This is a genomic window from Vreelandella zhuhanensis (assembly GCF_009793355.1).
In the GTDB taxonomy this organism is placed as follows: Bacteria; Pseudomonadota; Gammaproteobacteria; order Pseudomonadales; family Halomonadaceae; genus Vreelandella; species Vreelandella zhuhanensis.
Genome location: NZ_WTKP01000005.1, coordinates 288,670 through 309,582, shown reverse-complemented (window position 1 = coordinate 309,582; position 20,913 = coordinate 288,670). Strand labels below are relative to the sequence as shown.

The 20,913-nt window shown below is 56.8% G+C and carries 17 protein-coding genes and 1 pseudogene; 8 read left to right on the top strand and 10 right to left on the bottom strand.

The annotated features are described in order from the left end of the window. Positions 1-277 (top strand): annotated as a pseudogene (locus tag GPM19_RS09360) (IS200/IS605 family accessory protein TnpB-related protein); the annotation flags it as partial. Between the two features lie 154 nt (positions 278-431). Here GPM19_RS09360 and GPM19_RS09355 read toward each other — a convergent pair. Next, a complete protein-coding gene (locus GPM19_RS09355; protein WP_160418763.1) occupies positions 432-2,372 on the bottom strand; it encodes a DNA topoisomerase III in 1,941 nt (646 codons plus the stop codon). A 143-nt stretch (positions 2,373-2,515) separates the two neighbouring features. On the opposite strand from GPM19_RS09355, the gene GPM19_RS09350 reads away from it, so the two are divergent. After that, complete coding sequence (locus tag GPM19_RS09350; RefSeq protein ID WP_160418762.1) at positions 2,516-3,760, top strand: ABC1 kinase family protein; 1,245 nt, start codon at positions 2,516-2,518, stop codon at positions 3,758-3,760. A gap of 58 nt (positions 3,761-3,818) precedes the next feature. After that, positions 3,819-5,639, top strand: a complete 1,821-nt coding sequence (locus GPM19_RS09345) for an SEC-C domain-containing protein (RefSeq protein ID WP_160418789.1) — start codon at positions 3,819-3,821, stop codon at positions 5,637-5,639. Positions 5,640-5,644: 5 nt separating this feature from the next. Here GPM19_RS09345 and GPM19_RS09340 read toward each other — a convergent pair whose 3' ends face one another. Then, positions 5,645-7,012, bottom strand: coding sequence for an AmpG family muropeptide MFS transporter (locus tag GPM19_RS09340; protein ID WP_160418761.1), 1,368 nt, complete (start codon positions 7,010-7,012; stop codon positions 5,645-5,647). A 107-nt stretch (positions 7,013-7,119) separates the two neighbouring features. On the opposite strand from GPM19_RS09340, the gene GPM19_RS09335 reads away from it, so the two are divergent. Continuing rightward, positions 7,120-7,626: an FKBP-type peptidyl-prolyl cis-trans isomerase gene (locus GPM19_RS09335; protein WP_160418760.1), complete on the top strand. Its 507-nt coding sequence runs from the start codon at positions 7,120-7,122 to the stop codon at positions 7,624-7,626. A gap of 210 nt (positions 7,627-7,836) precedes the next feature. Next, the gene (gene ccoM, locus GPM19_RS15600) at positions 7,837-7,953 is read left to right on the top strand and encodes a cytochrome c oxidase subunit CcoM (RefSeq protein WP_319928108.1); all 117 of its coding nucleotides are present in this window, start codon (positions 7,837-7,839) and stop codon (positions 7,951-7,953) included. 96 nt (positions 7,954-8,049) lie between these two features. Here ccoM and GPM19_RS09330 read toward each other — a convergent pair whose 3' ends face one another. From GPM19_RS09330 to GPM19_RS09320, 3 genes are all read right to left on the bottom strand, one after another. Continuing rightward, positions 8,050-8,946 carry a DMT family transporter gene (locus GPM19_RS09330; RefSeq protein ID WP_319928107.1) on the bottom strand — a complete coding sequence of 299 codons (897 nt, stop codon included), beginning with the start codon at positions 8,944-8,946 and terminating at the stop codon, positions 8,050-8,052. A gap of 90 nt (positions 8,947-9,036) precedes the next feature. After that, on the bottom strand, positions 9,037-11,382 hold the full coding sequence (locus GPM19_RS09325) for a putative bifunctional diguanylate cyclase/phosphodiesterase (protein WP_160418759.1): 2,346 nt from the start codon (positions 11,380-11,382) through the stop codon (positions 9,037-9,039). A 127-nt stretch (positions 11,383-11,509) separates the two neighbouring features. Beyond that, on the bottom strand, positions 11,510-13,231 hold the full coding sequence (locus GPM19_RS09320) for a proline--tRNA ligase (protein ID WP_160418758.1): 1,722 nt from the start codon (positions 13,229-13,231) through the stop codon (positions 11,510-11,512). 228 nt (positions 13,232-13,459) lie between these two features. Between GPM19_RS09320 and GPM19_RS09315 the strand changes: the two genes are divergently transcribed. Then, positions 13,460-13,894 carry a hypothetical protein gene (locus GPM19_RS09315; RefSeq protein WP_160418757.1) on the top strand — a complete coding sequence of 145 codons (435 nt, stop codon included), beginning with the start codon at positions 13,460-13,462 and terminating at the stop codon, positions 13,892-13,894. 9 nt (positions 13,895-13,903) lie between these two features. On the opposite strand, the gene GPM19_RS09310 is transcribed toward GPM19_RS09315, so the two are convergent. The 4 genes from GPM19_RS09310 to GPM19_RS09295 form a co-directional block, all read right to left on the bottom strand. Beyond that, positions 13,904-15,886, bottom strand: a complete 1,983-nt coding sequence (locus GPM19_RS09310) for a hypothetical protein (protein ID WP_160418756.1) — start codon at positions 15,884-15,886, stop codon at positions 13,904-13,906. Positions 15,887-16,194: 308 nt separating this feature from the next. Then, on the bottom strand, positions 16,195-17,193 hold the full coding sequence (locus GPM19_RS09305) for an IS5 family transposase (protein WP_160418755.1): 999 nt from the start codon (positions 17,191-17,193) through the stop codon (positions 16,195-16,197). Positions 17,194-17,291: 98 nt separating this feature from the next. Next, positions 17,292-17,822, bottom strand: coding sequence for a phasin family protein (locus tag GPM19_RS09300; protein WP_160418754.1), 531 nt, complete (start codon positions 17,820-17,822; stop codon positions 17,292-17,294). A gap of 224 nt (positions 17,823-18,046) precedes the next feature. Then, complete coding sequence (locus GPM19_RS09295; protein WP_160418753.1) at positions 18,047-18,394, bottom strand: putative quinol monooxygenase; 348 nt, start codon at positions 18,392-18,394, stop codon at positions 18,047-18,049. 126 nt (positions 18,395-18,520) lie between these two features. On the opposite strand from GPM19_RS09295, the gene GPM19_RS09290 reads away from it, so the two are divergent. After that, positions 18,521-19,675 (top strand): phospholipase D-like domain-containing protein, encoded by a 1,155-nt coding sequence (locus GPM19_RS09290; RefSeq protein WP_160418752.1) that lies wholly within the window; start codon positions 18,521-18,523, stop codon positions 19,673-19,675. Positions 19,676-19,744: 69 nt separating this feature from the next. Continuing rightward, the gene (trxC, locus tag GPM19_RS09285) at positions 19,745-20,188 is read left to right on the top strand and encodes a thioredoxin TrxC (RefSeq protein ID WP_160418751.1); all 444 of its coding nucleotides are present in this window, start codon (positions 19,745-19,747) and stop codon (positions 20,186-20,188) included. Between the two features lie 2 nt (positions 20,189-20,190). Here the strand turns inward: trxC and GPM19_RS09280 are convergent, their stop codons facing one another. Further along, the gene (locus GPM19_RS09280; RefSeq protein ID WP_160418750.1) at positions 20,191-20,811 is read right to left on the bottom strand and encodes a rhomboid family intramembrane serine protease; all 621 of its coding nucleotides are present in this window, start codon (positions 20,809-20,811) and stop codon (positions 20,191-20,193) included. Positions 20,812-20,913: the final 102 nt, after the last annotated feature.

Below are 20,913 nucleotides of genomic sequence, written 5' to 3'. Positions count from 1 at the left end.
GCGCTTCGTGGCGGTCTATGCCCGTGGTACGTCCAGCCAAGCGTTCGACGGGTCAGGGCCGGTGAAACGCGATAAGGACGATTATAGTCAGTGTACGTTTAACACCGGCAAGCGCTACCACGCGGACCTTAATGCCGCTTATAACATCGCCGCCCGGGGCCATGTTGTTTACCAAGGGCGTGGCCGCAAGGCTACCGCCCGTGTGAGCTCGCAAACGCCGACTCGCACACCGCGAACCCCGGTCACGCTCTCCACGCTCTGGCAACAAAGCGCGTGAGAGTGATGGGAATCCGCGATTCTATTCTTTGAATGAATCGTCGGAGGGTTCAAGGAAGGTCTCTTGTGCTCACCGCAGAAGGCGCTCGACCTTGGGTCGAGGCTAGGCACTTTGGGCATCAGTCACCCCAGTCTCTACAGCACCCAAGTCCCCCTCATGTCCTCGCGGTAGTTTTCCTTTTTCCACCACTACTTTTTCGTTTTGCATAGCTCTTTCTTGGCTTACCAGTGCTTGGCTTTCCCGCGCGCTTTGCCGGGGTGGCGGCTTCGCCCTGTGCCGTCCGCAAGCTTTGCTTTAGCTTGCCGGCATCACTCTGGCTGAGCAGGGCGCGCAGGTCATCCAAAAGCGCGTGCTGAAAGGCATCTGCGTCGTCTTGGCGTTCGGAAATCGCCCTCAGGCGCTGTTCCCAAAGTGCGGTACGTTCCGGCGTGCTCACGGCGCTGGGCAGGGCGGCGATCAAGGCGCTGCCCAGTTGCGTGGCCCGCAGTGCCTTGCCCTGGCGCACCAGATAACCCCGCATCACCAGGGTTTCGAGGATTCCGGCGCGCGTAGCTTCGGTGCCCAGGCCGTCGGATTCCTTCAGAGTGCGCCTGACGGCGGGGTCCTGCACATAACGGCCGATATTCATCATGGCATTGATCAGGCTGGCATCGGTGAAGGGCTCGGGGGGTCGCGTTTCGCGTTCTTCCACCCCGGCATCCAAGGCTTTGCAGGTTTCGCCTTCATGCAGGCTGGGGAGCGGCGGGGTCTCGTCGCGGGTGGTGAACAGCGGCTTCCAGCCGGGGTCGAGCACGCTTTGTCCGCGCGCTTTGAACGTTTCATCCAGCACCATGAACTGCGCCTTGACCTCGAAGGTGCGCAAGGGGCGATAGAACTGCGCCAGCATATTGCGCGTAATCAGGCGAAAGACGTTGGCATCGGTGGCTGAAAGGGTGCTGAAGTCGGGGGCCTTGCCACTGGGGGCCAGGGCGTGGTGAGCGCTGACTTTCTTGTCGTTCCAGGCTTTCGAGCGTAGCGAAAAATCCGCCCCCGCCAGCCATTCGCCAAGTGTGTTGTCGCTGGCGCAGGCGCCGCCAAGGCTACGCTGGGCCTGGGCGAGATGTTCTTCGGGCAGATAACGGCAATCCGAGCGCGGATAGGTAATCAGTTTGTGCTGTTCGTAGAGCCGTTGGCAGCTGTCGAGTACCGCCTGGGCGGACACGCCATAACGCCGGGCGGCATCCACTTGAAGGGCGGAAAGCGAATAAGGCAGCGGCGGTGCCTGGCGTTTCTCTTGCTGCTCGAGCTGTTTCAAGACTCCCTCAGCGCCGGGCAATCGTGCGGCCAGTTGATCCGCCGGGCTGCGGTCGATCAAACGCCCCTGGTCGTCCAACGGCTGGGATTCACCCGGCACCCACCAGGCTCGAAGTTGGCCGCTTTTCACGGCAAGCTCCACCCATAGCGGGTAGAAAAGATGGGGCACGAAGTCTCGAATGCTATTGTCGCGGCGTACGATCAACCCCAGCACCGGGGTTTGTACCCGGCCAACCGAGAGTACCCCATCGTGGCCGGCTTGACGCCCGGTGAGCGTCCAGGCGCGGGACAGGTTGATGCCATACAGCCAGTCGGCACGGGAGCGTGCCTGGGCCGCCTGAAAGAGCGGCTGATAGTCGGCATTATCCTGCAAGCGGCTCAAGGCGCGAACCACGGCCGGGCGGTTCAGGTCGTTGATCAACAAGCGTTTGACCGGGCCTTTATAACCGCAGTGCTCGATGACTTCCTGGACTAGCAGTTGTCCTTCACGATCAGGATCGCCGGCGTGTACAACGTCCGCGGCTTGCTTGAGTAGACGGCGAACTATCGCCAGCTGCCCGCGGGCCTTGGCGCGCGGGGTCAACTTCCAGCGCTGGGGGACGATAGGCAGGCGGTCGAGGCGCCATTGCTTGTCGGCGGCATCGTAGACCTCTGGAGAGGCCTGTTCCAGCAAGTGCCCCAGGCACCAGGTGACCACGCTTTCCCCACACACAATGGCGCCTTCTTCCCGGCGCGAGCCCCCCGGCAAGGCGTCAGCAATGGCACGCGCCAAGCTGGGTTTTTCGGCAATGATCAGGCGCATAGGACTCCCGGCTGGCAGGCTGGCAAACGAATGGAATGCTGGATATTTTATCAGATCGGCTTGATGCCGGCATAAGTGATAGGCGATACCTGGCTTAACTAGGTGTATAGTATTTGTATCACTTTTAGGTTGAGGTCGAGATCATGCGTGAAAAAGGCAGAACACGTCGATTGATGGGGTTGGGAGCACGCACCGGCGGTGCCCTGATAAAAACCCGTTTAGGTGGCCAGGCCGATTGGCGGGCGCTGGGTGAGGCGCTGTTCGAAGGACTTTCCGAGCTCAAGGGTCCAGCGATGAAGCTGGCCCAGGTCGTTTCGCAGTGGGATGACATCCTGCCGCCGGACCTGGCCGATGAACTGGCGCGTTTGCAGCGCCAAGCCGAGCCGATGCCTTGGCCGCGCATCCGTGAAGCCCTGGTGCTCCAGTACGGCGACCTGGATACGGTGTTTCGTGACATCGAAGAGCGCCCCTTTGCCAGTGCGTCCATGGGGCAGGTGCATCGCGCCATCACGCATGACGGCGAGACCCTGGTGCTCAAGGTACAGTACCCGGGGCTTGCCGAGGTGCTGGAAACGGATCTGTTTCAGGTGCGTCGGCTGATGCGCCTGGGGCGCTGGTTCAAGGTGCCGCAGTCGCGCCTGGATGCATTGTTCGAGGAGCTTGCTGCAAGCCTGCGCGAAGAGCTGGATTACCTGGCCGAAGCCGAGGCCCTGGCGCGTTACCGGGAGCGTTATCGCGACGTGGAAAACCTGGTGATTCCCGAGCCCTTGCCGGCACTTTGCGGCCCGCATGTATTGGCCATGCGTTATGTAGAGGGAACCCCCTTGCGTGAGCTGGAAGACGCTGATGATGAACGCCGCCAGAAGATCGCCACCGCGCTTGCCGACTGGATCACGGCAGAACTGTTCACGCACGGGGAGCTGCATGCCGACCCTCATGCGGGAAATTTTGCCGCCGATGAGCAGGGCAGGCTGGTGATTTATGACCTGGGAGCGGTGATCGACGTGCCCAAAGCGAGCCTTGATGGCATGTTGCAGCTTCTCGACGCCACCCTGGCGCAAGACCCGATGGCCATGGATCAGGCGATGCTCAAGATGGGCGGACGCCAGGGGCATGGCGCACCGCTTTCGCTGTATAAAGAATCCGCCGAGTGCATTGCTCCGCTGTTTGCCCCCGGCGAACAGGATTTCAGCGATGTGCGTGTGCACCGTCGCCTGCGTGAACTCAGCCCCAAGGTATGGGCGGCGATGGATCGGCTGCAGCCGCCGGCGGATACCTTGTTGCTTTCGCGTGCGCTAAATGGGCATTACTGGAACTTGGTTCGCTTGAAAGCGCGTCTGAACATGGCCGAGCGTACCGGCCCCTTGCTCGCCCGAGCGCGTGGTTAAAGCACTGTTTGAATGGGCGTGCTAAACTATGGCGCTTTTCATGGCAATGGAGATGGCAATGCTGGCGGTATGGGTGGATCAACTGCTGGGATTTGCTTCCGGGGCGCTCACGGCAATCAGACAACAGGAACGTTATCCTGATTTCATGACGTGGGTACGTGCCGAAGGCGCGGACTATTTTCAAGGCGACATCGCTACTGCTCAGGCGTTGGCGCCGATGCTATGGTCGCAAACCCCGCTTGAACGTCTCGATTTCGATTGTGAGCCATTGGCCACACCCGGCCCCAACGAGCCGTGCTGGTGCGATTCCGGGCGCAAGTACAAACATTGTTGCCGGGCGGTGGAATTACCTACCGATCTTCCCGATCAATTGATGTGGATGCTTTCGCTACGCGAATGGAAAGGCCCTGTGCTCAAGGCGGCACTGGCCAGCCGCAAGGCACCGGCTCAGGCATTGCTCGAAGCCGGGTTGATCGCCGCCGAAAGCGGCCAGAGTGGACGCGCCATTCAGGTTCTCGAATCTCTGTTTGGCGGTGGCGACTGGTCGCACTTGCCGGAACAAGCCGAACCTGCCTTTGAAATTCTGCTCGACCTCTATCAGGAGCGTGGCTTCACGCGCAAGCGCGCCGACCTGCTGGATAACATCATGGCCCATGGTCCATTGTTTCTACGCGGGGTGGCACTTGAGCGTCTGTGCTTGATGCACCTGGATAACGATGACTTGGACAGTGCCCGCGCCGCCTTCGTCAAGGCGCAGCAGGCTTTGCCTGACTCCCCGACGCTGGCCTATGTCGAAGCCATGCTGCTGCTGCATGAAGGCCACGAAGAAGAGGCCAAGGAACGCTCCAGGTTCTGGTATCGGCGCCTGGCCCGTCAGGGTGAACTGGACCCCGATCAGTTGGATTTTCTCGCCGCCCTGGCGGAAAACCCCGGCGCCACCTTGGCCGACCAACTGCTGAGTGCCGAAGAAGACCTGGCGACACCGTTGGTGGCGCTTCAATCGCTGCTGAATGCGCTACCCACGGCACCGCGCCTGGACCTGCGCTATGACCACGATGCCCAGCGTATCACCTACCATGTCAGCGCCCGTGAAGCGACACTGTATGCCGCCTGGTATGAGCATTTCCAGGTCATGGTTGATGAAGATGTCGCCCTGGGGTTTCGTGGAGACCCCTGGGCGACGGCCGAGGAATGGATGCCCGAACTCTGCGCGCATCCGGAATGGCTGGATGCGCCTCAGGTGGTTCAGGACGTGACCTTGGCACTGACCAGCCGCTTCGGTAGCTTGCCGTGGATGGCACCGAGCTTGCTGGAACCCTTGGCCCGTCGTCTGTCGCGTTGGTTGCAACAGGCGCGGGCGGAAGGGGAAGGTAGCCTGTGCTGGGACGATGCCGATAATGCCCTATTGTTGCGCACCGGCTTGGCGTTGGTGGTGGGGATGGAGCGTGGTGCACGGGATCATTCCCGTGAACTGGCCGAGGAACTCCTTGCCATCGACCAGGAAGACAGCCTGGGATTGCGGGAGCTGGTGCTGGATCAGCTGTTGCGCGATAACCGCAATGAGGAAGCCCTGAGCTTGTCCGAGCAGGGAGATGAAGAGAGTTCCATGCTACTGGGCTTGCTGTTGGGTCGGACGCTGGCGCTATATCGTCTTGACCGGCTTGAAGAGGCTGAGCAAGTACTCAGCCAAGTGGTGGCCTATAATCGCCATGCAGTGGACATGCTCTGCGCAGAAGCCCCGCGCCCGGTTTTGCCTGCTTCAGATGGGCAGGTGGACCCCGGTACTCGCGCTGAAGCCTGGCAATACCGTACCTTGATGCGTGACCAATGGCGCACCACTCCCGGTGCCCTTGAATGGCTGCAAGCGCACCGCAAGTAATTCGCTCAGCTGCCGGAAAGCACCGGCTTGGGAACCAGCTTACGGTCCCGGCTGATCCAGATAGCCAGGGCAATTGCCGGTAACCCCAGCAAAGTGGCCACGACAAAGAAGGTGGCATAGCCCTGGGCGGTGACGACCAGCCCACCGAAACCGCTGAGAAACTTGCCGGGCAGCGTCATCAGTGAGGAAAAGAGCGCATATTGGGTGGCGGTATAGGCCCGCGAGGTCAGACACGAAAGAAACGCAATGAACACCGCGCTGGCCATACCGTTGGCCAGGTTGTCGCCGATGATCGCCATCACCAGAAACGGCAGGCTTTCACCGGCCAGGGCAAGCGCTGCAAATAGCAGGTTGGTCAGGGTCGCGGCAGCAGCACCGAATACCAGGATCGGCCCGATACCGTAACGCACCACCAGCAACCCTCCCAAAACACCTCCCCCGATACTCATGGCGATGCCGAAGATATTGGTGATGTTGGCAATCGTGGCAAGCGAGAATCCCAGATCGATATACAGGGGGTTGGCCATCGAGGCCATGGCCAAGTCGCTGATACGAAACATGGCGATAAACACCAGAATCCCCAGCGCCTTGACGCCGTAACGGCGAAAGAAGTCGGTGAACGGACAAACAATGGCGCCGATTACCCAGGCGCCCAGGCGCCGCAATGCCTTGGGCTTGCCTCGGCTGGCGCGAATGAAGGCGCGTACCTTGGGTTCATGAATCAGTTGGATACTCAGTGAGGTGCGTGCCGGTTCCGGGCGTAGCAGTACCGTCACGACCCCGACCCCGACCAAGGCAGCCATGGTCATGTAAGCGGCATCCCATGAGGCCAGCGATGCCACGTAGAGGGCGCCTGCGCCTGCGGCAAGTAACCCGCCGCGATAACCGATGATATAGGTCGATGCCATGGCTGCCTGGACATCGTCCGGGGCGGATTCGATACGAAAGGCATCGATGGCGATATCCTGCGTGGCGGAGCCGAAGGCGACCAGAAGGGAAAATGCCGCCACCCACCCCAAGTTGCCTAAGGGCTCAAGCCCGGCCAGCCCAATCAAGCCTGCAGCGATCATGGCTTGTGCCAGCAGCATCCAGCCACGCCGTTGGCCGAAAGCACGCGTCAGTACCGGCAAGGCCAGGCGATCCACCACCGGCGCCCAGAAAAATTTGATCGAATAGAGCATCCCGATCCAGGCGAAAAATCCGATGGCGGCGACCTCCACGCCGTCACTGCGCAGCCAGGCGGAAAGAGTGGAAAAAACCAGCAGGAAAGGCAGTCCTGCGGAAAACCCCAGAAACAGCATGGTGATGACCGGCGCCTGCAGATAAATCATCAAGGCAGCGCGCCAGCTGCGCTGAGCGTTGGGGATGAGCATAGGGCAAGGGCTCCTTGCGGTTGAACAAAGACGATGACAAAGGGCAGGTGTTAGACTGAGCCGATACCAGTGAATGACGCCGATAGCTTACCGGAGAGGAGTTTTATATGTCGATTACTGCCCACCAAGTGGCGACGCTACATTACGTGCTCACAGATGAAAGTGGTCAGGTGCTGGATGATTCACAGGCACGAGAGACCCCTCTTGAGTACCTGCATGGCCATGACAACGTATTGCCCGGCCTGGAGCAAGCGCTCGAAGGTCAGCAGGCCGGGGCCGAACTCAGCGTTACCTTGATGCCGGCGCAGGCCTATGGCATCCGTAATGAAGACCTGGTGCAGGAAGTGAGCCGTAATGCTTTCACAGCTGAAGAGCTTGAGCCGGGCATGTGCTTTCAGACCGAAGGCGAAGCCGGTCCGCAGATCGTCACTGTACTCGAAGTGGTGGGAGACCATGTGCTGGTCGACACCAACCATCCGTTAGCTGGGCATACCTTGCGGTATCAAATCAAGATTCTTGAGGTGCGCGAAGCTACCCGAGCCGAACTTGCCAAGGGCCATCCACTACCCCCGGGTACCGACCACGCCAAGGTGGAAGACCGCAAAGTGCTGTAGCCAGCTCAAAGCAAGTGAGAGTCCCGCAGCAAGTCAAGCAAGGGGTCAAGACAGAGAGCGCCTTGGCCTTCGTAAGGGCCCAAAAACTGACTTATATCAACTTCCTGTTCGCTGCTGTCAGCGTATTTCCTAAACTTGATGCAAGTCAGATTTTGCCCGCCGTGTTGCGGCTACCATGTGTTCAACACATCGCGGCGGGAGGGCATTACCATGTATTGGGATGATGCAGTAATTTTTGGACTGGTAACCGTCGGGTTGATGATCGTATTCATGGCAGGTTGGGTAGGCTTTATCGTTCGCGATCATCATCGCCAGAAAAAGCACTAGCCAGCTGCTTTAAGTCGTCAGGGGAGGGGGATTTTCCCCCAGGGGGAAATTCCCCCACTCGCCGACCCTTTTTGGGGTCGGCTTTTTTTTGTGCCTTCATGGTGCGCCGCTGAGCGAAGGGCGGCTTTGCAGAATACTCAAGCTGGTGACGGCACCCAGAATCAGCGCCATGCCCGCCATCTGTGACAAATTTAACGCCTCACTCAGCAAGAGCAGGCCGAAGAGAGCAGCGGTAACCGGCTCCACCATGGCGACGATCGAGGCTGTGGTCGGTAGTGTGTGCCGGAGTCCGACGATATAGCAGTAAAACGACAAGCCAGCGCCCAGCAGGCCAAGCAGGATGAACCAGGCCACATCGGCGGATATTGTCACGGTCATGGCCTGTCCGCGGTCGATCAGCGGCAGCAGTACCAGCGTACCGGTGACGAAAGCGATCACCAGTACGCTCGGCGCAGGCCCATACTTGCCAGCGTACTTGAACCCGAAGATGAACAGGGCGTAGGAAACCCCTGCAAGCAGGCCACTGACGATGCCCAGCGTCGTGATCGCGTCCGCCTCTGTACGGTAGATGCCGGTCAGCAGGACAATGCCCCCCATCACTAGCGCGATGGTGACTAGCTTCACCGGTGTGGGGCGCTCCACTCCGGCAATAAAGGAGACCAGGTAAACGAAGACCGGCGCGCTATACATCAGCGTTACGGCCACCGCCACGCTTCCCTCGCTGATACTGATGAAATAGAAAGTGAAGTTACCTGCGACCCCCAACCCTGCGACCAGTGACCAAAATACCAACCTGCGGTTAAAGGAGAAGCGCTGCCCTTGTATGCGGATGACGGCCAGCCAAATCGCCATGCATCCTAGCCCAACCAGGACGCGCCAGAAGGAAATTACCTCAGGCGACCAACCCCGGGACATAAGCAGGCTGGCAAGTCCTCCGGCCAGGCCCCATTGGAAAGCGGCTGATATGACAAGCAGGGTACTCGGAAACAACACGATCTCTCCCGATAAATTTTGGGATAAAACATCAAGCGCAGTACTATTGATAAGGTAGCTGGATAAAAGAAAAACACTATTCGAGTATTCTTAATGGGTGTGGAGTGGCTTCGGAAAAGGCAGTTCCAAAGGTTGGAAATCATTGAGCCAAGCGATTACCTGGTAGGCGGGCATAGGTCTTGCGATCCAGTAGCCTTGCAGGTAGTCACAACCAAGTTGGCCGAGCAGGATAGCATTGGCCTGATTCTTCACACCTTCAGCCACCAGGCGAAGGCCTAAATTGTGCCCAAGCTCAATGGTGGAGCGCACAATGGTGAGGTCATCTTCCAGGGTATTCAGGTGAAGCATAAAAGACTTATCGATTTTGAGTTCATGTACCGGAAGGCGCTTGAGCTGGGCCAGAGAGGAATATCCGGTACCGAAGTCGTCCACTGCAATAAGCATTCCTGCCTGGCTCAATTGCTCCAATGACTGTATAGCGAGATCAGCATCCTGCATCACTGCGCTTTCAGTCACCTCCAGCCCCAATTGGCGAGGCTCCAAACCGTAATGATTCAGCGTCCCTAGCAGCCGTTCAGGCAAGTCGATATCCATCACGTCCGCGGCGGAAAGGTTGATCGCGGCAGACACATGATGGCCTTGTCGTTGCCACTCGTGCAGCTGTGCGCAAACGGTATCGATCATCCAGCGACTGAGAATGCGAATGTTACCGGAGCGTTCGGCCAGGCTGATGAATTCATCGGGAGGAACGAAGCCGAGAGTGGGATGTTGCCAGCGCATCAGGGCTTCGAATTGGATGACCTCGCCACTGCGTACATCCACCTTGGGCTGATAGGCTATCCATAGTTGCTGTCCGCTCACCGCCTCTTGAAGGTCACGAATCAGCGTCAATTGTCGCAAGTGCTGCTCATCTTGGCCTTCTTGATAGGTTTGGTGGCGACGGTGTTGGCGACGAGCCATGCCCAAGGCAATGTCAGCACGCCTCAAAAGCAAGTGAGGGTCGATGCCATGTCGAGGAAAGTTGACCTCACCGGCGGTTAATGAGGGCCTTATGGGGGATTCATGGAGATCTATGGATTGTGATAAGGCATCAAACAGGCTATCCAGCCAGTTAGGGTCGCTCGCTTCACACTCAACGATCAGCAGAAATTCATCACCTGCCAAGCGGTATGCTTGACGAGCAGGCGCGGGTAAAGCGGCCAGGCGCTGGGCCAGGGTGAGTAATACGCGATCACCCAAGGCATAGCCGAAGGTATCGTTTATGCGGCGGAAATCGTCGATGGCCAAGCGGATGAGCGTAAAAGGCTGGTCTGCTGCGATAAGCTGGGTAATCGCTTCCTGGGCGCAGCTGCGGTTGGGAAGGTCCGTCAAGAGGTCATGGCGCGATTGATGCAATAAGACTTGTTCACGAAGCGCGATATCGTCTTGCATTGATAGTAGTGTTTGCGCCAGGATCCCGGTTTCGCCTTGGGAGGACACCGGAATGCTATTGAGCCGTTCACCGCGGCCGATGCAGCGTGCTGCTTCTGCCAGCATCATCAAGGGGCGGCTTATACTTCTGGCGCTCCAGATTGCAAGCGCCACTGTTAATAACAGGATAAGTGCGATGATACCTAGAAGCTGCCACTGGAGATCGTGATAGGCACTGAGTAGATCGTCACGAGAGATTTGTAGCAGGGCGTAGGTATGGTGACCATCGTTGCGTAACAGGGTCATCGCTCGCGTCACATACATATTATCGGGCGTAAGCGTACTGCGTCGCAGATAAGCCCCTTGAGTCACTTCCTGTATGCGGCGGGGCATATTTGCCGCCTGCATATTTTCATGAGAGCTAACGAAATAAGTGGGGTTGCCGCTGGCATCCTGGTGGATAAAGCTGATTTCAAGACCGGTTAAGGCATGTACTTCCTCGGCTAGTTCGGCATCAATCAAGAGCCCCATTCCAACCCAACCGATCAGTTTGGGAGCACGCACGGGTAACAGAACGAATTCAAATGGCTGTCCGTTTTCGATGACGACACTAACGGCGTCGCCGTCACGTTGAGCCTGCTCGAACAACTCAGGAAACGCCATCGAGCTACCTTCGACATGGTGACTGCTGGCCAGCAATTCGCCTTCAAGGTTGGCGAAAATGACCATGTCAGCCCCGGCCCGGTCGCCATGGTTGGCCAGTACTGAATTCAAGGTAGCGATATCCTGAGTGGCCATAGCGCTCTTGAAGCCGACATCGTCGGTCAGGATTGTCACGCTGTTGCGTAATTGACTACCTTGTGCGTCCAGTACTTGCTTGAGCAGGTGCGTCCCGACCTCCAGGTTATGCGAGCCCTCGGCCAGCGCATCTTGATAAATGATCCGCAGGAAGGCGCCGCCGGTAACCACCTGGGAGATCACCACGACGGCAAGTAACATCATCAAAAGGCGCGAACGAAAGCGCATGCTTAAATCTCGGTATGAGTAAAGGTTTCAGAGAGCCTGGGTTGTCTCTCGAAAACATTGCTGCAAAGACGATATTCTGTTCAGCATGCGAAAGGCTTTTCAAGCATCCTTATAGCCGAAAGGCTCGCTATGCCTGGGCTTTTTCGAGCAGGAAGTCGACGATCTGTTCCGCCGGGACCATGGTGGCTTCGCTGTCACGTCGCCCCTTGTATTCCAGTTCGCCTTTATCCAGGCTGCGATCGCCAATCACCAAACGGTGGGGAACCCCCATCAATTCCAGGTCGGCAAACTTGACGCCGGGGCGTGTATCGCGATCATCCAGCAATACATCCAACCCGGCCTGGGTGAGCAGTTGGTAAAGGCGCTCGCTTTCTTCGCGCACGCGCTGGGATTTATGCGCGTTCATCGGTACCAGGGCGACATGGAAGGGGGCAATCGCATTAGGCCAGATGATGCCGGCATCATCGTGATTTTGTTCGATGGCAGCGGCGACCACGCGTGTTACGCCAATGCCGTAACAGCCCATCCAGGGATGGCTGGTCTTGCCGTTGTCACCCAGCACACTGGCACCCAAGGCTTCACTGTATTTCTGCCCCAACTGGAAGACATGGCCGACTTCGATACCGCGCTTGATCAAGAGCGTGCCCTGGCCGTCTGGCGAAGGGTCGCCTTCGGCCACTTTGCGCAAGTCGGCGACTTGGGGCAGGGCGACGTCGCGCTCCCAGTTGATGCCGAAATAGTGCTTGTGGTCGATGTTGGCACCTGCGCCGAAGTCACTCATCAGAACGACGCTACGGTCAGCGATGATCGGTAAATCGAGGTTTACCGGGCCGAGTGAGCCGGGACCGGCACCCACAGCTGCACGAATTTCCTCTTCCGTGGCCATGGTCAAGGGTACGGCCACTTGCGGCAGGTTTTCGGCCTTCACTTCGTTGAGTTCGTGGTCTCCGCGTACCAGTAGCACAATCAAGCCGCCTTGTTCCGCCTTGACTATCAATGTCTTGATTGTCTTTTCGATGGGCAGCTTGAACTGCTCCACCAAGGTGGCGATGGTCTTGGCATTGGGGGTATCGACCAGGCGCAGTTCCTCCGAAGGTGCCGGGCGTTCGGGCGTTTCTCCCAACGGGGCGGGTAGGGCTTCGGCCTTTTCGATATTGGCGGCATAGTCGGATGCATTGGAAAACACGATATCGTCTTCACCGGACTCGGCAAGTACATGAAATTCATGCGAGCCGGTGCCGCCAATAGCGCCGTTATCGGCGATTACCGGACGAAAATCCAGGCCCAGGCGAGTGAAGATGCGTGTGTAGGCATCGTACATTCCTTGATAAGTATCTTTGAGCGAGGCTTCATCCAGGTGAAAGGAATAGGCATCCTTCATGATGAACTCGCGCGAGCGCATTACTCCGAAACGCGGGCGAATCTCGTCACGAAACTTGGTCTGAATCTGATAAAAATTGATCGGCAGTTGCTTATAGCTGGCGATTTCCTTGCGTACCAGGTCGGTAATCACTTCTTCATGCGTCGGGCCGACGCAATAATCACGGTCGTGGCGATCCTTCATGCGCAAAAGCTCGGGGCCGTATTGTTCCCAACGACCGGACTCCTGCCATAATTCGGCGGGTTGTACCGCCGGCATAAGCACTTCCTGAGCACCGGCGCGGTTCATTTCTTCGCGCACGATGTTTTCCACCTTGCGCAGCGTACGCAGGCCCACGGGCAGCCAGGTGTACAGGCCGGAGGTCAAGCGGCGAATCATGCCGGCACGCAACATCAGCTGGTGGCTGATGACTTCGGCGTCGGCAGGCGTTTCCTTCAGGGTGGCAATCAGTAATTGGCTAGCGCGCATGAGGGTGAGGATTCCTTGGTCTCGTCAATAAGAGCTCTAAAGCATGGTGAGCATTGTACGGCCAAGCCATGAGCGCGGCAAAGCGTGCGGTAAAACCTCGCTTATCCCGGGAAAGGGTTATGCTAAACTGCAATGCTTTTCAGGCACCGGTTTGCCAGTGATACATGCCAGTAATACTTAAGGCTATAGTGGCATGTCGGGCAATATGAATTTCACAAGGAAATGTCGATGCAGCAATCACTTCGTCGCTGGTTGAGCGCTATGTCCATAGCAATAATGATAACGACACTAGCGGGCTGTGGCACGCTGCTTTACCCCGAACGCAAGGGCCAGTTGACGGGGGATATCGATCCGGTGGTAGCGGTCGCCAATGGTATCGGCCTGCTGTTCTTCATCGTGCCGGGAGTCATTGCCTATGCGGTGGATTTTTCCAACGGCACTATTTACCTGCCCAATTCCCAAAGTGCCTCGATCGATGCGTTGAAGCTCGATAACAGTATCGATATCGCCACATTGGACCGCCTGCTTTCGGAAAAGGCCGGGCGGCCGGTAAGCGTGGAAAGCGAACAGCTACTTATCGAAGAAGTGGATTCTCTGGAAGAAGCTTTGGCGTTGGTGCGCATGTCCGGCGTGCATGACCAGAAACGCCTTGAGCTTTTATAAGCCTACCCCTCACGGTTGGGAACCCCAGCTAGCTTTTTGTAACACCATGGCTCGGGTTATTTCTTCAGTGGGAATCGCCTGGGTATCACCGAGCTCCAGCGGGTCGTAGTGAAACACATAGAGCCGGGAAGCAAACTCGACGATGGGCAGGGAGGCTTCGCCATGAAGCTCGCCAGTGCCCTGGGTGGCACAGATAATTCCCTGCCCCCAGTTTTGACCGCTGTCATTGTTGGGGTTGAAAAAATATACCCGCATCTGGTTGTTGGGGTCGAGAGCCACTCGAAGAATGGTAATTGCATGGCGACCCACCAGGCGTGCATCGCTGTCGGTGACGGCAATGCCTGCAGGCTGTGGATGGATCAACGGCAGGTTGCCATTGTAAAAAGGGTGGTAGTAGGCAAAGAACTGGCGAAGAAAGCCTTCGTAGTCGTCAAGCTCCCCGGTGTTTACATTGACTACCACACGAAAGCCATGGCCTACCCACCAGCCGTAAAATTCGGGGTTGATCCAGCGATGCAGGTCATCGTCACGCTTGCCGCATAAGCGGCCCATCTCTATATAGATGCGATCAAGGTGCGGTATCAAGATCAATGAGACAGGGTCCACATCGCAGGGTGGCGCTTTGGCAAGTCCCGCTTCCAGTCCTCTGGAAGATATGCGTTGACCTTCGAAGCGGGTGAGTACTTCGTCATCACGTGCCGCCCAGGCCACAAGCTGCAAGAGATAATCCGCATCATTAAAGGCCCACATGGAAAGGCCTATCACTGACTGGCAGGTAGGGTTGTTGCCCTGGCCGACGCCTAGGGGCAGACCCAACAAACTCAGCACACCCGCCAGTAACGTTACACGCGAAGGGTGGGCCTGACCGAAGACAGTGCTCAGTTTTTGCGAGGTTTCAGCGGATAGCGGCAGGGCAATTTGTCGCCATAGCGCCGCTGCGATAGGCGGCGTGAAAAGTACGCCGCGCTCGAGCATCATGGCCAAGCCGTAGGTTGCCTGACTGGTTTCCGGAAAAACGGCCTCGTCGATCAGGGTATGGACCAACTGGCTGTAACACTGCAGCGCATCGATGCCCGTCATGCTGAGCCCCAAAGCGGTAGGGATCAGGTGATCACGGGAGCCGCGCAAGTGACGAATGAGCAGGGGGTGGTAGGGCGAAACCAAGCCGGTATCGTGCATCGCAAAAGCGAAGCCTGCGGCCTCTTCAGCCAGGGTGATATCATCCATTGACGATAGGCGTTGAGCGTAGACTTCCAGGCCGGGATCTTCACGACAACCGCGGGTCGGGCCGAATAGGGCGCTAACCAAGCGCGCTGCGCTTACCATGCTCGCAGTCTCGATGGCAGGGTCGAAAAGGCAAAGCGCGATCTGGCTGATCATTTGTTTGATACTGTTTGTCTGAACCGGCCGCTGGGCAAGCAGCCGGTAGACTTCATCAACCAGACTTTCGAGGACGCTCTCGTAACCCAGTTGGTTGAGCAGATATTGATAGTGCACATGAACGAGGGTGCCAAGCCCTTGGGAGCGTTCACGGTCGGCTTCACTCATTTGTCCCGACAGTAAATCCAGGTTCAGTGCCATGACTTGGGTCAGAAAATTCCAGGCATGCTCTGCGGAAATACCTGAATGAAAATAATCTCCCTTGGCAACCGCGAGTAATCGAATTTCGCTCAGGATTTCGGTGATAGTGATCGCCGAGTCACCATGGCGCAACGAGCGGACAGCCAATGCTGCCTGTAATATTTGCGGTTTTCCCCAATCGGTGCCGGTAAAGAAACCCGCGGATTCAATCGCTGGTACCCGAACATAGAGAGTTTCGTGCCCACCAGGCATCGCTAACAGCTTCTTCGCCGACTCGATGATCTCGTCAGTTGGGAAGAGCGGGTCAATTTGACGGGCCTGAAGCAGTCGATTTAGGGCGGCATCGAACTGAGCCGCCAACAGATCAAGGCTTTCACCGCCATTCTGTGAATCACGGGGTGTGTGCGTCATATCGCTTCCCTTATGCCAACGAACGGGGAAGTACGGAACACTGCCCCTGGTTTTTCCAGTCTGGCTGGTAGATAGAGTACTAAATAGAGTACAGCGAAAACGGGTCACCTCCCAAGGGAAGGTGACCCGTAACTCACGGCGATAACGGTACTGCAAATATTATGGACTACTAAGGAACCGCTGAACAATGCTGTTCTGGGTAGTTGAAGAGCCAAAATGGCCCGATCATCGCTTCAGCGATCCATATCTGACCACCTCAGGTAGTCTATTTTACCCGACAGCCGGGTTATCCGGCTGTCAGGCCATATTCAAGACGTACTGCTCCCATTGACGCATCCCTGGCATCGTCCTGCCAGTACCAGATTGCCGAGGGCGAAGAGGGTAAACAACTGGGCGTGGTTCTTGGCCAGCCCCTTGTAGCGCACCTTCCGGTAGCCGAAGAGATTCTTGATGACATGAAACGGATGCTCGACCTTGGCGCGGATGCTGGCCTTGGTCTTCTCGAACGCCAGCAGCAGCGTCTTCATGGGGCTGTCTTCCAGCTTCTTGATGGCGCCGCGCTTGGCGGCGACACAGCACCGAGAAGCCGGGGCATCCTTCTCTTCGTCCAGATACTTCCACATGCCGGTATAACCGGCATCACCGTATATCCGCTTGTCATCATCACGAACGAGATGACTGGCCATGGTCACATCAGCGACGTTGGCCGACGTGGCAGCGACACTGTGGGTCAGCCCGGTGACGGCATCGACGCCGATATGCGCCTTCATGCCGAAATGCCATTGATTGCCCTTCTTGGCTTGCTTCATCTCCGGGTCGCGCTGCCTGGCCTTGTTCTTGGTGGAGGGGGCAGCCGCCACGATGGTGGCATCGACAATGGTGCCCTCGCGCATGAACAGGCCCTGTTCGGTCAGGCTGGCATTGATCTCCTCGAAGATCCGCTGCGTCAGGGCATGCTTCTCCAGCAGATGACGGAAGCGCAGCAGCGTGGTGGCGTCCGGCACACTCTCGATGGCGAGATCGATACCGATGAAGTCGCGCATGGCCTGGCTATCGTAAATGGCATCTTCGAGCGCCTCGTCGGCGAGGGCATACCACTGTTGCAGGAAGTAGATCCGCAGCATGCGTTCCAGGCCGATTGGCGGCCGGCCCCGCTTGCCTGCCGAATTCGGAAAGTAGGACGGCGACAATGCGTCGATCAGGCGTTGCCATGGCACCAGAGCATTCATCTGGGCCAGGAACCGCTCACGGCGGGTAACCTTCTTCTTGTTCTGGTGCTCAGCCTGGGCAAACGTGATCTGCTTCATCGGGTGGCTCTGTCAGACGGTGGCAGGAAGGTCAGATTATACCCCGCCGATACCCATCAGGCAGCTGCGGCGGGATTTGTGCAGCGTTTCCCTAAATACTACGAGCTGCTGGAAGAAGAACTGGATTTCTTGGAGCCTTCAGACTGTTTTTGCTGTTGGCTCTGGCCCTTTTGCATGTTTTTTTCGACCTGCTTTTGACCTTGCTGCATAGTTTCTTCGAGCTGGCGCTGGCCTTTCTGCATGTTTTCCTCAAACTGCTTCTGGCCTTTTTGCATGTTGTCTTCCATCAACTTCATGCTCTTTTGCATGTATTCCTGGTTCAGTGCCGTTATTTCTTCAGCATCTGCCTTGAAGCGGTCGTTCAGGTTCTGCAGCGCTTTCTGCTGGTCTTCCATCACTTTCCTGAAGCCATCGCTGTCCTTCACTTCAAGCCAGGAGCGTGACTGTTCCAGGCTTGCGTCGGTAAATTCACGGATTGCATTCAGCTGGGTGGAGAACAGTTTCTGGTAATACTCCAGCGCGAGAGAGCCGTAGGCACGCGCCGGCTCAACAACGGCGTTTGCGAATTGATCACGGGCTAGCTCGGCTGCCTGCTCGACATTCTCGGTAGTTTTTTCGTTACTATCCATGCTCACTTCACTCCTCCAGCGTAGGTAACAATCCAAGGTAAGATCCTTGTCCTGCCAATTCCTTTACCTGAAGGTAGATCATTGCCAGAAAACTACCAGTATTGCAGTGCAATAAATAAGTCGAAGTGGATGATTTGTTAAAAAGCCTTTTTAGACAATGGCTTATTTAGTGGCGACTGGATAGCCAATCAAGCAGCGAAGTATGGTTTTCTCTGCTGGCGGCTTTATATGTCCGGGGCGTCAAAGTTGACCGGTTCATCGGTATAGACGCACACATTGGCGTCCTCTATATCGCCATCCTCGGCTTCAAGATGAGAGGCAAAGAACTCACGAATTTCATTGCGCTGGCAGTGAGCTTCGAAGGCGGCCCGGTTGGCCCAGACCTCATGAAACACGATGGGGTAGCTTTGGCCTTCGGCAAAAGGGTTGCTGATATGGCGGGTGACGGTGTAAAGCAGGCAGGCATCTTCACGGTGAGCATTCGGTTCCAGGGCTTGCAATGCCTTGAAGACGGCATCTTCCTTGCCGGGTTTGGGCTTGAAACTCGCGGTGCAGTAGATCTTCTGGGACATGATGTTTCCTGGCGTAGTTGGTTAATTTAATGAGATAGCAATGACGATATCATCAAGCTAGACGGTTTCGTAGAATAAGCGATACCTATAGGCCTTTCAAAGAGCTAGCGCGAGGGCGAATATAATATGTCTGCTAACAGCCCGGATTATCGTCTTGAGCTGGAATATGCATTAGGAACGCCCTTCACTGAAGGTAATCGGGTGGACGTACTGCGTAATGGAGTGGAAATTTTTCCTGCCATGCTTGGTGCCATTCGTGCCGCTCGGGAATCCATCGAGATGGTGACATTCGTTTACTGGACCGGTGACATTGCCAGAAAATTTGCCCATGCGTTGGCAGAACGAGCGCGTGAAGGCGTTGTGGTGCGATTGGTGTTGGATTCGATAGGTGCCAAGAAGATGGCTCAAGAACTTGTGACGCTGATGGAAGAGGCCGGTGTCGAGATTCGCTGGTTTCGCCCGTTCAATTTGTTACGCCTTTGGCATATAGACAAACGAACCCATCGAAAGATACTCATTTGTGACGGCAAGGTGGGGTTTACCGGTGGTGTGGGTATCGCCAGCGAATGGGAAGGAGACGCCCGCAACGAACATGAATGGCGTGAAACTCATATAAGGGTGTACGGGCCTTCCGTCATAGGGCTGTATTCGGCCTTTCTCGATAATTGGAACGAGAGAGGGGGCTGGCAATGGCGGCCGATCCATCACCGTGCTCAAGCGTATGAAAATGGGGTGCCCATTCAATTCTTGCGCGCATCCTCGACCATCGGCTGGACCGAAACAGCTGCCATACTGCGGTCATTGGTTTCGATCAGCCAGGTAAGGTTACGTATCGTCACGGCGTATTTCGTTCCGGATAGCGTCCTGATCAATGCAATGATTACCGCGGTCAAGCGTGGGGTCGAGGTGGAAGTACTGGTGCCGGGAGCCCACAACGATAGCCGCTTGTCACAGCTCGCCGGACAGCCCAGCATCGAAGTGCTGCTCAAGGCCGGGGTGAAGGTCTGGGCCTTCCAGCCCACGGTGTTGCACGCCAAGATCGTGACCGTCGACGGGATTCTTTCCAGTGTCGGCTCGGTGAACGTCAATCAACGCTCTATGGGTAAAGACGAGGAATGCAGCGCCATGATGTTTTGCAAGGATGTTGTCGCCCGGCTGGATGCTGACTTCGACGACGATTGCAAGCGAGCGATACCCTTGAGTGCTGAGCAATTCAAACGCCGCAGTGGTTGGGTGCGCCTGAAGGAACGGGCGGCTCGGTTGATCGTGGAACAGCTTTGAGTATCGATCAAGTGGACTACTCTTCAATAAAGGTTGGAATTTTCCACCCATTCTATAAAGGAGTTTTACATGGCGGATTCCATTACGCTTGGTTGTCCTTATTGCAGTGCCATAAACCGAGTCAACAGCGCTCGGTTGAATGATGGTCCCAAATGCGGCAAGTGCAAACGAGCGCTTTTCTCCGGTGAACCGGTCGAACTCACCAGCGCCAACTTCACCGCCTTGGTAGAGCGTAGCGAGCTGCCGGTGGTAGTGGATTTCTGGGCCAGTTGGTGCGGCCCGTGCAAGATGATGGCGCCTATTTTCGCCGAGACCGCTCGCGAACTGGAGCCGCACATGCGCTTTGCCAAGCTGGATACCGAATCCGAACAGGCATTGGCCGGCCGCTTCGGCATCCGCAGCATTCCCACCTTGATAGTGTTTCGTAACGGTCAGGAAGTCGCCCGTCAGCCCGGTGCCATGCAGGGGCCGCAGCTGCGCCAATGGCTAGCACCGTATTTGAAGACCATATAGACCTAGCCACCCAACTGATCGAGTAGCCGGGGTAGCACGTTTGGGTCCAGCAGAAGCACAATAATGATACCTCCAAGTGCCCCACCCAAGTGAGCTTCATGGGCCAGGCCGCCGACCTGGTCCGCCTCTCGTCTTTGCATCGCTACGATTGAAATGGCCACAAAACCAATCGCGAAGAGAATGGCGGGGATGGGGATTACAAAGAAAAGGAAGAGCAAGCGAAAAGGCTCGTAGAGGCAGAAGGCAAAAAGCACCCCAGCGATGGCGCCTGAGGCTCCTACCGCTGCATAACGCGGATTGTTGCGCTGAATGATGAGCGAGAGCCCATGGGCGGTAAGCTCGGCGCCGAAATACAACACCAAGAAGCCTAGGGTCCCCAGCGTAAGCTCCATCCACGGTCCGAAAAAATACAAGGTGATCATGTTGACGAGGAGGTGGATACCATTGATGTGCACGAATCCAGCCGTCACCAGGCGATAGACTTCCCCCTGTTTGAGTATGCGTTCGGGCTTGAAAGCCAGGCGGTCGATAAGTGCTGGCTTACGGCTCAGTACATAAAGGCTGACTACAATATTGAGGATAAGCAGTAACAAGGTGATGGGCGTTTGTGTCAGGTCCAGCATCGTTGTACTCCACACTGCATGGATGGCGAAATGTTAACGGTAGCAGATATATGGCAACCGACCGCCATGAGAAAACATTGGGTTGCTCGCCTGAATATCCTT

Bases quoted from the DNA above. Each gene is read 5' to 3' on its own strand.
- GPM19_RS09355 (WP_160418763.1), bottom strand. From the start codon at position 2,372: ATGCGCCTGATCATTGCCGAAAAACCCAGCTTGGCGCGTGCCATTGCT.
- GPM19_RS09350 (WP_160418762.1), top strand. From the start codon at position 2,516: ATGCGTGAAAAAGGCAGAACACGTCGATTGATGGGGTTGGGAGCACGC.
- GPM19_RS09345 (WP_160418789.1), top strand. From the start codon at position 3,819: ATGCTGGCGGTATGGGTGGATCAACTGCTGGGATTTGCTTCCGGGGCG.
- GPM19_RS09340 (WP_160418761.1), bottom strand. From the start codon at position 7,012: ATGCTCATCCCCAACGCTCAGCGCAGCTGGCGCGCTGCCTTGATGATT.
- GPM19_RS09335 (WP_160418760.1), top strand. From the start codon at position 7,120: ATGTCGATTACTGCCCACCAAGTGGCGACGCTACATTACGTGCTCACA.
- ccoM (WP_319928108.1), top strand. From the start codon at position 7,837: ATGTATTGGGATGATGCAGTAATTTTTGGACTGGTAACCGTCGGGTTG.
- GPM19_RS09325 (WP_160418759.1), bottom strand. From the start codon at position 11,382: ATGCGCTTTCGTTCGCGCCTTTTGATGATGTTACTTGCCGTCGTGGTG.
- GPM19_RS09320 (WP_160418758.1), bottom strand. From the start codon at position 13,231: ATGCGCGCTAGCCAATTACTGATTGCCACCCTGAAGGAAACGCCTGCC.
- GPM19_RS09315 (WP_160418757.1), top strand. From the start codon at position 13,460: ATGCAGCAATCACTTCGTCGCTGGTTGAGCGCTATGTCCATAGCAATA.
- GPM19_RS09310 (WP_160418756.1), bottom strand. From the start codon at position 15,886: ATGACGCACACACCCCGTGATTCACAGAATGGCGGTGAAAGCCTTGAT.
- GPM19_RS09305 (WP_160418755.1), bottom strand. From the start codon at position 17,193: ATGAAGCAGATCACGTTTGCCCAGGCTGAGCACCAGAACAAGAAGAAG.
- GPM19_RS09300 (WP_160418754.1), bottom strand. From the start codon at position 17,822: ATGGATAGTAACGAAAAAACTACCGAGAATGTCGAGCAGGCAGCCGAG.
- GPM19_RS09295 (WP_160418753.1), bottom strand. From the start codon at position 18,394: ATGTCCCAGAAGATCTACTGCACCGCGAGTTTCAAGCCCAAACCCGGC.
- GPM19_RS09290 (WP_160418752.1), top strand. From the start codon at position 18,521: ATGTCTGCTAACAGCCCGGATTATCGTCTTGAGCTGGAATATGCATTA.
- trxC (WP_160418751.1), top strand. From the start codon at position 19,745: ATGGCGGATTCCATTACGCTTGGTTGTCCTTATTGCAGTGCCATAAAC.
- GPM19_RS09280 (WP_160418750.1), bottom strand. From the start codon at position 20,811: ATGCTGGACCTGACACAAACGCCCATCACCTTGTTACTGCTTATCCTC.